General features: G+C 71.8%; 11 protein-coding genes. 6 read left to right on the top strand and 5 right to left on the bottom strand.

Annotation, left to right across the window (positions count from 1 at the left end; translation table 11 throughout):
- Nucleotides 1-84: 84 nt before the first annotated feature.
- From FZ103_RS21130 to FZ103_RS21110, 5 genes are all read right to left on the bottom strand, one after another.
- Complete coding sequence (locus FZ103_RS21130) at nucleotides 85-402, bottom strand: L-rhamnose mutarotase (RefSeq protein ID WP_156003579.1); 318 nt, start codon at nucleotides 400-402, stop codon at nucleotides 85-87.
- Between the two features lie 80 nt (nucleotides 403-482).
- Entirely contained in the window at nucleotides 483-1,559 is a 1,077-nt protein-coding gene (gene rhaS, locus FZ103_RS21125; protein WP_222936811.1) for a rhamnose ABC transporter substrate-binding protein, read from the bottom strand.
- 59 nt (nucleotides 1,560-1,618) lie between these two features.
- Entirely contained in the window at nucleotides 1,619-2,674 is a 1,056-nt protein-coding gene (locus FZ103_RS21120; RefSeq protein WP_186356628.1) for an ABC transporter permease, read from the bottom strand.
- Nucleotides 2,664-3,803 carry an ABC transporter permease gene (locus tag FZ103_RS21115; RefSeq protein WP_186356627.1) on the bottom strand — a complete coding sequence of 380 codons (1,140 nt, stop codon included), beginning with the start codon at nucleotides 3,801-3,803 and terminating at the stop codon, nucleotides 2,664-2,666. The genes FZ103_RS21120 and FZ103_RS21115 overlap by 11 nt, the downstream gene beginning before the upstream one ends.
- A complete protein-coding gene (locus tag FZ103_RS21110; protein WP_394350127.1) occupies nucleotides 3,800-5,320 on the bottom strand; it encodes a sugar ABC transporter ATP-binding protein in 1,521 nt (506 codons plus the stop codon). The genes FZ103_RS21115 and FZ103_RS21110 overlap by 4 nt, the downstream gene beginning before the upstream one ends.
- Nucleotides 5,321-5,566: 246 nt before the next feature.
- Between FZ103_RS21110 and FZ103_RS21105 the strand changes: the two genes are divergently transcribed.
- The 6 genes from FZ103_RS21105 (at nucleotide 5,567) to FZ103_RS21080 (ending at nucleotide 11,775) form a co-directional block, all read left to right on the top strand.
- A complete protein-coding gene (locus tag FZ103_RS21105; protein WP_156003577.1) occupies nucleotides 5,567-6,613 on the top strand; it encodes a LacI family DNA-binding transcriptional regulator in 1,047 nt (348 codons plus the stop codon).
- 1,030 nt (nucleotides 6,614-7,643) lie between these two features.
- On the top strand, nucleotides 7,644-8,972 hold the full coding sequence (locus tag FZ103_RS21100; RefSeq protein ID WP_156003576.1) for a sensor histidine kinase KdpD: 1,329 nt from the start codon (nucleotides 7,644-7,646) through the stop codon (nucleotides 8,970-8,972).
- Between the two features lie 76 nt (nucleotides 8,973-9,048).
- Nucleotides 9,049-9,474, top strand: coding sequence for a roadblock/LC7 domain-containing protein (locus tag FZ103_RS21095; protein ID WP_156003575.1), 426 nt, complete (start codon nucleotides 9,049-9,051; stop codon nucleotides 9,472-9,474).
- A 50-nt stretch (nucleotides 9,475-9,524) separates the two neighbouring features.
- The gene (locus FZ103_RS21090; protein ID WP_156003574.1) at nucleotides 9,525-9,884 is read left to right on the top strand and encodes a DUF742 domain-containing protein; all 360 of its coding nucleotides are present in this window, start codon (nucleotides 9,525-9,527) and stop codon (nucleotides 9,882-9,884) included.
- A gap of 13 nt (nucleotides 9,885-9,897) precedes the next feature.
- On the top strand, nucleotides 9,898-10,455 hold the full coding sequence (locus FZ103_RS21085) for an ATP/GTP-binding protein (protein WP_156003831.1): 558 nt from the start codon (nucleotides 9,898-9,900) through the stop codon (nucleotides 10,453-10,455).
- 60 nt (nucleotides 10,456-10,515) lie between these two features.
- Nucleotides 10,516-11,775: a styrene monooxygenase/indole monooxygenase family protein gene (locus FZ103_RS21080; RefSeq protein ID WP_156003573.1), complete on the top strand. Its 1,260-nt coding sequence runs from the start codon at nucleotides 10,516-10,518 to the stop codon at nucleotides 11,773-11,775.
- Nucleotides 11,776-12,319: the final 544 nt, after the last annotated feature.

Genomic DNA, 12,319 nt, shown 5'->3' with positions numbered 1-12,319 from the left:
CGGGGAGAGGGCAGGCGGTTCCCAGGAGCGTCCCGTGGCCCGAAGGGATGCGGAGGGGATGCCTATCGCGTGGGGGGCGGGACGTCAGTCCAGGTGGAACACCTCCGTCAGGGGCACCATGCCCTCGTCCGGGCGGCCGTCCAGCCCTTCGAAGAACGGCGCCATCTCCGCCTGCCAGCGGGCGTTGACGTCGGTGGCGGCCATCGCGGCCTGGGCGGCCGCGAAGTCCTCGGTCTCCAGGTAGCCCACCAGCAGGCCGTCATCGCGGCAGAAGATGGAGTAGTTGCGCCAGCCCGCCCGGCTGAGCGCGGCCTTCATCTCCGGCCACACCTCGGCGTGGCGCCGCCGGTACTCCTCCAGGCGGTCGGGTTTGACCTTGAGCAGGAAGCAGACCCGCTGCATCGTCGTCCTTCCCGGGTCGCGGGCCGGGCCGGGGGCGGGTGCGGGGCGCCGCCCCGCACCCGCCCCCGGCCGGGGCCCGGTCAGAAGTCGTAGTCGTCGATGTTTCCCTTGTTGAAGACCGTGGGCGGCCCCAGGACGATCTCGCCGTCGGCGCGGACGGTGTACTCCCCGAGGCGGCCGGCCTCGAAGGTCTGGCCCTGCTCACCGGTGATGCGGCCCGCCGACATCGACGCGCCGGAGTAGGCCGCCAGGTAGCCCAGGTTCGCGGGGTCCCACAGGGCGAACTCCTCGACCGTGCCGTTCTCGACGTACTCCCGCATCTGGTTGGGCGTGCCCAGCCCGGTCAGGGCCACCTCGCCCTTGTAGTCCGAGGAGCTCAGGTAGCGTGCGGCCGCGGCCAGGCCCACGGTCGTGGGCGAGACGACGCCCGCCAGGTCGGGGTGGGTCTGCAGCAGGCCCTGCATCTCGTTGAAGGACTTCTGGTCGTCGTCGTTGCCGTAGACGGTGTCGACGACCTCGATCCCCGAGTACTCCTCCTTGGCCAGCTCCTTTTCCATCAGCTCCAGCCAGGCGTTCTGGTTGGTGGCGTTGGGCGTGGCCGAGAGGAAGGCGATCTCGCCCTCGCCGCCGATCTGCTCGGCGATCATCTCGACCTGGGTGCGGGCGATGTCCTTTGCCGTGGCCTGGTTGACGAACAGGTCGCGGCAGTCGGGGGCGGTGTCGGAGTCGAAGGTGACCACCACGCTGCCGGCCTGGCGGGCCTGGTTCAGCGCGCCGCAGACAGCGTTGGGGTCGTTGGCGGCGAGCACGATCACGTCGCTGCCCTGCTGGCTGAGCGTGTTGATGTAGCTGACCTGGGAGGAAGCGGTCGCCTCGGAGGGGCCGACCTCCTTGAACTCCCCGCCCAGCTCCTCGACGGCCTCCTTGCCGCCGGCGTCGGCCACGGTGAAGTAGGGGTTGTTCAGCTGCTTGGGCAGGAAGCTGATCGCCAGGCCCTCGGGGATCTCGGCGTCGGGGTCGGCCTCGGCGGTGGAGCCGCCCGAGCCGGCGCCGGAGCCGCCGTCGTCGCCGCGGGTGGTGCCGCCGCAGGCCGAGGCGGCCAGCATGACGCCAGCCAGGGCCGCGGCGGTGACGCCGAAGCGGATGCGCTCTCTCATGATCGGTTCACTTTCCTTGGCTTGCGCGGGGGAGTCGGACGGGGCCGGTCGGGACGGCCTCATGAGGGCGGCGCCGGGCGGGGCCGGCGCGCGCGCACGCGGGCCAGGGTGGTGGGCAGCACCACCGAGACCACCAGCAGCAGGCCGGTGACGATGGACAGGACGTCGGAGGAGACGTCGGCCAGCCGCAGGGCGTTGCGGATCGTGCCCAGCAGCAGCACGCCGGCCAGCACCCCGGGCAGGGCGCCGCGGCCGCCGAAGATCGACACGCCGCCCAGCAGCACCGCGGCCACCACCGACAGCTCCAGCCCGAAGGCGTTGTCGGCGCGGGCGCTGCCGTACTGCAGCGTCCAGAAGACGCCGGCGCCGCCGGCGACCGTGCCCGAGGCCACGAACAGCCACAGCTTGGTCCAGCGCACCGAGACACCGGAGAACCGCGTCGCCTCGGCGTTGCTGCCGATCGCATACAGCGAGCGCCCCACCGGGGTGGCGTGCAGCACCAGGGCGAACACCGCCGCCAGCACCGCGATCAGCAGAGCGACCCAGGGCAGGTCGGTGCCGGGCAGCCGCGCGGTCGCCCCGCCCGTCCAGGAGAACGGGAAGTCGGCCACCGCCCGGTCGCCCAGCACCACATAGGCCAGGCCCCGGTACAGCGCCATCGTCCCGATCGTCACCGCCAGGGAGGGCAGCCCGGCCACCGTCACCAGCAGCCCGTTGACGGCGCCCAGCACCGCGCCCAGCAGGACGCACAGCGGCACGATCGTCTCCAAGGGCACGCCCAGCACCCACAGCTGCCCCATGACCGCGCTGGTCAGCCCGAGCGTGCTGGCCACGCTCAGGTCGATCTCGCCGGTGATGATCACCAGGGTCATCGGCAGCGCGATCAGCGCGATGGCGGCGACGTCGAGAACCAGGAACCCGGCGTTGCGGCCGCTGGCGAACCCCTCGACCAGCAGCGAGGCCGCCAGCACCGACGCGATCAGGGCGCCGATGATCGACGCCTCACGGGTGTGCAGCAGCGACCGCAGCGCCGCGCCGGTGCGTGCGCCGGTCCGGGGCCGCGCGGGCGGGGCCGGCGCGGCGCTCGTGCCCGGGGTGTCGACCTCAGGCCCCACGGGAACCACCTCCTCTGAGCCGGCGTGCGGTGCGCAGCGCCAGCAGCCGGTCCAGGCCGATCGAGATGAGGATCAGCAGGCCCACGACCGCCTGCTGCCAGAAGGAGTCCACGCGCAGCATCGGCAGCGCCGCGTCGATGGCCGACAGCAGCAGTGCGCCCAGTGCCGCGCCGTAGACCGTGCCGCTGCCGCCGAAGATGGCCACCCCGCCGACCACGGCGGCCGCCACCACCTCCAGTTCCAGGCCGGTGCCCACGGTGGCGTCCAGGGTCCCGAAGCGCGCGGCGTAGAGGACACCGGCCAGGCCCGCCAGCGACCCGTTGACCACGAACGGCGCGAACACGCGGCGGTCCACCGGGATGCCCACCAGGCGCGCCGCCGCCGGCTCCGAGCCCACGGCGTAGAGTTCGCGCCCGCTGCGGTAGTTGCGCAGGTACCAGCCGGCGGCCAGCACGACCGCTGCGGCGATCGCGGCGGGCAGCGGAATCCCGAGCAGGCTGATCCGGGCCAGGCCCAGGAAGCCCTCGGGCATGTCGGCGGCGTTGACCTGGCGCCCGGAGGCCCACCAGAAGTCGATCCCGCGGAACATGTAGAGCGTGCCCAGGGTCACCACCAGCGCGGGCACACGCGCGGCGGCCACCAGCACGCCGTTGACCACGCCGCAGGCGGTGCCCACGAGCACGCCGGCCAGCATCACCACAGGTGTGGGCAGCCCGGGGAAGGACACGAAGAGGAGGCCGACGGCGAAGGCCGACAGGCCCATCACCGAGCCCACCGACAGGTCGACGTTGCGGGTGATCAGCACCATCGACTGGCCCACCGCCAGGATGGTCAGCAGCGTGGCGCCCAGCAGCAGGTCGCGCACGCTCTGCCCGGAGAGGAAGCCGGGGCTGGCCAGGGCCGTCACGGCCACCAGCAGCACCAGGGCGAGCAGGATGCCCAGCTCGCGCACCTGGCGGATGCGCCGGCCGGTGCGGACGTCGCCGCCGCCGTGCTCCTCCACCCGCTCCGGGGGAGGGCCCGCCCCGTTCGGGGGTCGCGTGCGGGTCCGCGGCGCGGTGCCCGCGGGGGCGGGGGCGGGGGCGGGGGCCGGGGCCGCGGGGGCGCCGGTGTCGTCGGTTCCGCTCACGCCGCCCTGCCCTCCTGGCCCGTCGCCGCGTACATCACCGACTCCTCGGTGGCCTCGTCGCGGGAGAGCTCGGCGCTGATGCGCCCTTCGTGCATGACCAGCACGCGGTCGGCCATCCCGAGCACCTCGGGCAGCTCGCTGGACACCATCAGCACGGCGATGCCCTGCCCGGCCAGCTCCGAGAGCAGCCGGTGCACCTCCGCCTTGGTGCCCACGTCGATGCCGCGGGTGGGCTCGTCCACGATGAGCAGGCGCGGTTCGGTGGCCAGCCACTTGGCCAGCACGACCTTCTGCTGGTTGCCGCCGGAGAGGGTGGTCACCGCGTCGGAGAGCCGGCCGGCCTTCAGCTGCAGGCGCCGCGCCCACTCGGCCGCCGCGCGCTCCTCGTCGCGCCGGCGCAGCAGGCCCAGCCGGCTCAGCGACCAGCGCCGCGTCAGCGTGGCGTTGCGCTCGATGGACATCTCCATGACCAGGCCCTGCTGGCGGCGGTCCTCGGGCACCAGGGCGACTCCGGCGGCCATGGCGGCCGAGGGGCGGCCGGGAGGCAGCCGCCGGCCCGACACCCGCACGGTTCCGGAGTCGTAGCGGTCGACGCCGAAGACGGCGCGCACCACTTCGCTGCGCCCGGCCCCGACCAGCCCGGCCAGCGCCACGATCTCGCCGGCGCGCACCGAGAGGCCCACGTCGGCGAAGACCCCGGCGCGGTGGAGCCCCTCGACCTCCAGCACGGTCTCGCCGGGGGCGACGTCCTGCTTGGGGAAGAGGGTGGCGACCTCGCGGCCCACCATGCGGCGCACGAGGTCGCCGGCCGTCAGTTCGGCCACGGGGTCGGTGGAGATGTGGCGGCCGTCGCGCATCACGGTGATGCGGTCGCACAGCGCGAAGATCTCGTCGAAGCGGTGGGAGATGAACAGCACGGCCGCGCCGTCGCCGCGCAGCGAGCGCGCCACGGCGAACAGCCGCTCGACCTCGACGCCGGAGAGCGCCGCGGTCGGCTCGTCCATCACCAGTACGCGCGCGTCGAAGGACATCGCCTTGGCGATCTCGACCAGCTGCTGATCGGCGATGGACAGCCCGCGGGCGGGGCGGTCGGGGTCGATGCGCACTCCCAGGCGGGCGAAGAGGCCCTCGGCGGCCTCGCGCATGGCCCGCCGGTCGATGCGCCGTCCGCGTGCCAGCGGCTGGCGGCCCATGAAGATGTTCTCCGCGACCGAGAGATCGGGGAACAGGGTGGGCTCCTGGTAGATGACGGCGACGCCGGCGCGCTGGGCGTCGGCCGGGGCGGAGAACGCGGTCGCCCGGCCCTCGGCCTCGACATGCCCGGCGTCCGGGCGGTGCACCCCGGCGATGGTCTTGACCAGGGTCGACTTTCCCGCCCCGTTCTCACCGCAGAGCCCGTGGATCTCGCCCCCACGCAGCTCCAGGGAGACGTCCTGGAGGGCGTGCACCGTCCCGAAGGACTTCGACACGCCGACCAGCGACAGGAGCGGAGGAGCCGGTGGTGGGTGATGGTCCACGGCGGCCTCCGTACTCATCGAGCGCCGCGGGGGTGCGGCGCACGTAAAAAACGTTTCAATGAAGCCGGACGTTAGGTGGGTCACAGGAGGCGTGTCAAGGGGGTGTCCCGGAAACGTCCCGATCGGGCAATCGAGTGCGGTCGCGTGCCGGATGTGGTCAGATGTCAACATGGCCATTGACACGTTTTAATCGGTCTGTGATCATGAGCGGCCTACGAGCCGCCCGAGCACCGCGGAGAAGCAGCGTTGTCCTCGTCCGAAGGCCCCAGGCGCCCCGTCGGCATCAACGACGTGGCCGCCCGCGCCGGGGTGTCGCCCGGCACCGTCTCCAACGTCCTGAACCGCCCCGAGCGCGTCGCCGAGTCCACCCGGCGCCGCGTCGAGCGCGCGGTCCAGGAGCTCGACTACGTACGCAACTCCTCGGGCCGGAGCCTGCGATCCGGGCGCAGCGACTCGGTGGGCCTGCTCGTCCTCGACGTCACCAACCCCTTCTTCGCCGAGGTCGCACGCGGGGTGGAGGACACCGCCGGCGAGGAGGGCCTGGCCGTGGTGCTGCTCAACTCCGCCGAACAGGCCGCGCGCCAGCGCCGCTCCATCCGGCTGCTGGCCGAGCAGCGCGCCGCCGGGGCCGTCATCATGCCCGTCGACGGCGACACCACCGACCTGCTGTGGCTGCGCAAGCAGGGGGTTCCGGGTGTACTGCTGGACCGCGGCGACGTCTCGGCCGAAACCGCGTGCAGCGTGTCGGTGGACAACCACGCAGGCGGCATGGCGGCGGGCCGGCATCTGATCAACCTCGGCCACGAGCGGATCACCTACCTCAGCGGCCCGGCCGAGCTGGAGCAGTGCCGCACCCGGCTGGAGGGCCTGCGCGCCGCGGTCGCCGAGTCCGGGGGCGACCCCGACCGGGCGGTGCGCGTCATCCGCACCGCCCAGCTCAACGCCGAGTCGGGGGAGAAGGCGGTCGAGGAGGTGCTGGCGGGAGGACCCCGGCGCCGCCCGCAGGCGGTGTTCTGCACCAACGACCAGCTGGCCGTGGGCGTCCTCAAGGGCCTGGGGGAACGCGGCCTCAGCGCGCCGGGAGACCTGTCGGTGGTGGGCTACGACGACGTCAACCTGGCCGCGCTGGTGCATCCGGGCCTGACCACCGTCGCCCAGCCCAAGTACGAGCTGGGCCGCGCGGCGATGGAGCTGCTGCTGTCGGAGCTCAACGACCAGGAACACCACCACGAGCGGCTGCGCTTCGCCCCGGAGCTGGTCGTCCGCGGCTCCACGGCCGCCTACCGGCCCTAGGTCCTGTTTAAGAACGGCGGGGGCGCCGCTTCCAGGAACCCACCGGATACCACCTGGGGCGGCCGCCATCGGGGTTGCGGCAATGGGTGCGTCTCGCGTAGCGCGATCCGCCCGCCCGTCAGCCCGCCACCACCCCAACGGAGACGCTGCGCGTCACGTGCCCGCCCGTCAGCCCGCCGCCACCCCAGCGGAGACGCTGCGCGTCACCTGTTTCCTGGCCGCCGAGCGCACGCAGTCCTTCCCAGCTGGAGCCGCACCACGGGTGGCGGGCCTCCGGCGTGAAGGTGCGTCGTGCGCTCGGCGGCAAGCCGGCGCACAGCGCTCCGCGCATCTCGGCCCCATTGCCGCAACCTCCTGTGGTGACCGGGTTCTTGAACAGGACGTAGCCCGCTGGCGGAGGCCTGCCCGGAAGCCCGAGCGGGCCGCACCGGCGAGGGCGCGGCGAGAGCGGTGCCGGGCCCCGCGCTGTACGGCGGCGACTCACCGCGCACGGCCCAAGGTCCCCAGTGGGACTCCGTGCCCCCGCGAGAGCGAACCTCTTCATTCGGTGATAGCGCTTTATTCCGGCGAAGCCGACAGGAAGCGGTCATCGCGCATCCGTGCGCCCATTCGACGCAGAATGGTCTCCGGGCGTATCTTCACGGCGTTTTCCGGGATTCCCTGTTTCCGTAGACGCCCTTTGCTAGGCTCGCCGTTGATTCGGTCGATCATTGGCTGATCTCCGAAAATGAGACCTGCGTAAAACCTGATTCACGCGAATTTTCCGTCCGATCAAGGGATTCCCTGTCCAGGGTCCGAGTGCCGCCGCGGTTTCCCCGCCGCCGGTGCGAGTTCCACGGTGAATTCCCCGGTCGGGGCGCACCGAAAGGTGCTGCGGCAGGCGACCACGCCTTGGTGCGAACAGCGCGGTCCGCCGCTTCTTTCGGTCCGTTCCCGCTGGTCGGCAACTCCGTCCCCCCAATACGATTCGAGGAGGCGTGTTGTGGTGCAGCCGCCCTCACCGCCAGGCTCCGACGGCCGACCGCCGGCCATGACCGCAGACGGCAGCGGCCCCGCCCGCGAAGGCCCCTTCCGGCGGCTGCTGCGCCGCCTTGGGCTGCGCCGCAGAGCGGCGCCCCCCGCCCCCCGGGCCCTTCCGGCGCCCCCGCACTTCCCGGCCGCCTCCGGCGCGCCCGACCCCCGGTGGCCGGACGCGGGCGGCCACTCCCGACCCGGCGCCTATGCCGCGTCGTTCGCCGGCAACGGCGCCCACCCAGCCCGGTCGTGGCAGCAGCCCGCGTGGGGGCCGCCGGCCCCGCCGCCCGATCCCTCCCCGGACCCCGGGCTGCTCACCGAGGCGCTGGCCGGCCTGGCGGTGCGCGACCTGACCATGGTGGAGTCGCTGCTGGACATCGTCGGCAGCCTGGAGGACTCCACCGAAGACCCCGACCTGCTGGCCAAGCTGTTCGAGATCGACAACCTGGCCACCCGCATGCGGCGCAACGGCGAGAACCTGCTCGTGCTGGCCGACCAGGAGAGCGACGACTCCGGCGTGGAGCCGGTGGCCCTGCTCGACGTGGCCCGCGCCGCCACCTCCGAGATCAAGAACTACAGCCGCGTGCAGATCGGCCGCCTGCCCGACAGGTTCATCGCCGGCGAGGTCGCCGACGACCTCAGCCACCTGCTGGCCGAACTGCTCGACAACGCCACCAACCACTCGCCCGATCACGCCCAGGTGGTCATCAGCGGCCAGCTCATGTCGGAGGGCGGGCTGCTGGTGGTGGTCGAGGACGAGGGGATCGGCATCCCCCAGGACCAGTTGGCCGACATCAACACCCGCCTGGCGGGCACGCCCGTCCTGGACAAGCGCGTGATGCGGCACATGGGGCTCTACGTCGCCAGCCGGATCGCCCACCGCCACGGCCTGCGGGTGCAGTTGGAGGCGCGGGCGTTCCGCGGCGTCAACGCCTACACGGTCGTCCCCGCGTCGCTGCTCAGCGCCACCGGGCCGGTTCCCCAGTCGGGTGTGCCGGCGGCCGTGCCGGCCCAGGCCGCGCCGGCGATGGCGGAGGCGGCTGCCGCCGCGGGCCGGCAGTCGGCGGGCGCGCACCACGCCGGAGCCCATCGCGCCCCGACCGGCGGCGCCGCGGATCAGGACGGCGCCGCCGACTCCTCCTCCTACACCGCCGCCGGCCTGCCCCGCCGCAGCGCCGCGCACGGGTCGCCGCTGCGCATGATGGCCGCCCAGCAGCCCGCCGCCGCTCCCGCACCCGCCGAGACCCCCGGCGACCGGGCCGAGCGGATCCGCGACGAGCTGGACGGGTTCATGGAGGGGGAGCGCGCCGCCACCCGCGAGGGCGGCGGCGAGGAGGCCCCGTGAGCCGCCGCCGCGCCGCGCCGCATGCGCCCAGGCACCGAATCTCCCCCCGCACGCCTAGCGAGAGGCAGAACAACCCATGAGCGACCAGCTGAGCGTCACCGCAGAGAACTTCACCTGGCTGATCTCCAACTTCGTCTCCGACGTACCCGGCGTCGACCATGCCGTCGTCGTCTCCTCCGACGGCCTCGTCCTGACCTCCTCCCGGGACTTCCCCGAGGAGCACGCCGAGCAGCTCGCCGCCATCGCCAGCGGCATGCACAGCCTGGCGGTCGGCGGGGCCAAGCTCTTCGCCAAAGGCGAGTGCGAGCAGCTGATCGTGCGCATGCAGCACGGCCACCTGTTCGTCATGTCCATCAGCGACGGCTCCTGCCTGGCGGTGCTCACCGCGCCCACGGCGGACATGAAGATCGTCGCCTACCAGATGACCCGGCTGGTGGAGAACGTCGGCCACGCCCTCACGCCGCAGCTGCGCTCAGAGCTGCGCGACGTGATCGGGAACTGACAGGCCCACGGCCGGGCAGGCCGGGAGCGAATGAAGAGGTTGCCACAGTCATGAGCTACCGCAAGCGAAGGGGCTCACGCATCCGCCCCTACACGTTCACGGGCGGGCGGACCAGATCACGCCATCCCCTCATGGTGCAGACGCTCGTCTCCACCGCCGACCCCAGCACCGACGCTCCCGCGAAACTCATGCCCGAGTCGCAGCGGATCTACCGGCTGTGCCGGGAGACGCGTTCGGTCGCCGAGGTCTCGGCGGAGCTGAAGATCCCGCTGGGTGTCACCCAGGTGCTGCTGAGCGATCTCGCCGAGCTGGGACTCGTCTACATCCACCCCACCATCACGGGCAACAGCCCGTCCGAAAACCAGGTTCTCGAGAGGGCGCTTCGTGGTCTCGAACGACTTTTCCAGTGACATCCCCACCAAGATGTCGACCAAGATCGTCATCGCCGGCGGTTTCGGAGCGGGGAAGACGACCCTGGTCGGCTCGGTCTCCGAGATCCCCGCGGTGACCACCGAGGCGGTCATGACCGAGGCGAGCGTCGGCCACGACGACACCTCGGCCACGCCGCAGAAGGTCACCACCACCGTGGCCATGGACTTCGGCCGCATCACCGTGGACCAGCAGCTGATCCTGTACATGTTCGGCACCCCGGGCCAGACCCGCTTCTGGTTCATGTGGGACGACCTCGTGCGCGGCGCCGTGGGCGCGGTGGTGGTCGTGGACTGCCGCCGGCTGGCCGACAGCTTCGAGGCCGTCGACTACTTCGAGACCAACCGGCGCATCCCCTACATCGTGGCGATGAACAGGTTCGACGGCCGACTGGAGTACACGGCCGACCAGATCCGCGAGGCGCTGGAGGTGAGCGCCAGCGTGCCCATTGTCGACTTCGACGCGCGCGACCGCTCCTCGGGCGGCACCGTGCTCAAGACGCTGCTCAGGTACGCGCTGTCGAACAGCCCGGTCGCCGCGCCGGTCGGGTGACCGCCGCGCGGCCCGCCGCGGCATGCGCACACCGCAGACTCCCCGAGAAGGACAACTCAGATGCGCAAGATCCTCATCGTCGGCGCAGGGCACTCGGGCCTCCACCTGGCCCACGGGCTGCTCAGCCACGGCTACGACGTCACCGTGATCACCGGGCAGAGCTCGCTGGAGATCCGCACCGGCCGCCCGGCCATCACCCAGATGACGTTCCCGACCGCCCTGGAGTACGAACGCGAGTTGCACCTGGACTTCTGGAGCGGCCAGGCGCCGCGGATAGAGGAGTTCAAGATCCACCTCTATCCGACGCCGTCGCAGCCGGCGACGCTCAAGGGCAGGACCGGAAAGGGCAACCGCTACACCGTCTCCATCGACCGGCGGGTCAAGATGGCCGACTGGCTGGAGTACTTCGAGGACTCCGGCGGCAAGGTCGTCATCCACGGCGTCACGCTCACCGACCTCGACTACTTCTCGCGGATGTTCGACCTGATCGTGGTCGCCGTGGGCCACGGTGAGCTGGGCGCCCTGTTCGACGCCGACTCCAGCCGCTTCAGCGGCGCCCGGCCGCGGGTGGTGGCCCAGGCCCACGTCTACGACGTGGCGCCCCCGCCCGGCGAGAGCGAGAACATCGGCTGGGCGGCGTCCACGGCCGACGCCGGCAACATGATCTTCGTGCCGTTCCTGACCGCCGACGGCCCGTGCCACTCGCTGTTCCTCGGCGACAAGCGCGGCGGTCCCATGGACGCCTGGCCCGACCGGCCCCGTCCCGACGAGCAGTGGCGGCGGATGCAGGAGCTGCTGCGCAAGTACGCGCCGGAGTACTTCGAGCGGGTGAAGGACGCCGCGCTGATCGACGGCAGCAGCACGCTGGTGGAATACCTGACCCCGCAGGTGCGCAACCCCGTGGGCGTGCTGCCCTCGGGCGGGCTGGTGCTGGGCATCGCCGACGTGGTGATCACCATGGACCCGTTCGTGGGCCAGGGCTGGAACCACTCCACCCGGTGCGCGCGCAGCTACCTGCAGAGCATCATCGAGCACGGCGACCGCCCGTTCGACGCGGAGTTCCTCGCCGGAGCCTTCGAGCGCTTCTGGGAGTACGGGCTGCCGGTGCAGCGCTTCGCCGAGCTCAACTCCACGCTGTGGGACCAGGAGCTGCCCCCGCACTTCCAGGAGCTGCTCGGCGCCTCGGCGGCCTACCCGCAGATCGGCGACCGCTGGATCCAGGGGTGGGACTATCCGCCGGACTTCGAGAACTGGCTCTACGACCCCGAGTTGGCCCGCGCCTACCTGCAGGAGGTAGCGGCCGCCCACGGCGAGGGTTAGCGCGCCGCCCGAATCCCCAGACAGATACCCGATCCGGGAGCCTCAGCAGCGAGGCTCCCGGATCGGGCTGTTCGTGTGCCACATCCGCGCCATTCCCACCACGGATTTCACCATTAACATCGTGCTCAGTCGTCGCTGATGTCCGAAATTGAGGTGCTGTTGCCCCGCATATAGGTTGACGTTACGATCTCTCTGTGTTGCCGCCTAAGTGGAATCATGTGCTTTCTGGGGTAGATGTCTCCAGTGGGCGGTTTGCCGATTTCCATCCCCCCTCGCCGAACTTCGGGGCTTTCGACATGGCACAGGGCACGTCATTCGCCGACCGTCCGCACCCCGCTCGCCGAATCCGCCCCGGGGGGAATTCCGCCTGCCCACGGGGGCGCACCCGCGGTGCGCCCGGAATGCGGACGGCAGGAACGCGCCGCCGCTGACGGCGGGCGCCTCCGACCGAACAGCGGGGCCGCCGGAAAGATCATTATCCGCGCAATGATCGTTTTCGTGGAAATGATCACCGGAATCCGCGGTGCGCCGCTGCTCCGGCGGC

The sequence above is a fragment of the Streptomonospora sp. PA3 genome (assembly GCF_009728995.1).
In the GTDB taxonomy this organism is placed as follows: domain Bacteria; phylum Actinomycetota; class Actinomycetes; order Streptosporangiales; family Streptosporangiaceae; genus Streptomonospora.
Note: the sequence above shows the minus strand (reverse complement) of the source record. Positions and strands in the feature narration are given on the sequence as shown.

Bases quoted from the DNA above. Each gene is read 5' to 3' on its own strand.
- FZ103_RS21085 (WP_156003831.1), top strand. From the start codon at position 9,898: ATGTCGACCAAGATCGTCATCGCCGGCGGTTTCGGAGCGGGGAAGACG.
- FZ103_RS21130 (WP_156003579.1), bottom strand. From the start codon at position 402: ATGCAGCGGGTCTGCTTCCTGCTCAAGGTCAAACCCGACCGCCTGGAG.
- FZ103_RS21100 (WP_156003576.1), top strand. From the start codon at position 7,644: ATGACCGCAGACGGCAGCGGCCCCGCCCGCGAAGGCCCCTTCCGGCGG.
- FZ103_RS21095 (WP_156003575.1), top strand. From the start codon at position 9,049: ATGAGCGACCAGCTGAGCGTCACCGCAGAGAACTTCACCTGGCTGATC.
- FZ103_RS21080 (WP_156003573.1), top strand. From the start codon at position 10,516: ATGCGCAAGATCCTCATCGTCGGCGCAGGGCACTCGGGCCTCCACCTG.
- FZ103_RS21090 (WP_156003574.1), top strand. From the start codon at position 9,525: ATGAGCTACCGCAAGCGAAGGGGCTCACGCATCCGCCCCTACACGTTC.
- rhaS (WP_222936811.1), bottom strand. From the start codon at position 1,559: ATGAGAGAGCGCATCCGCTTCGGCGTCACCGCCGCGGCCCTGGCTGGC.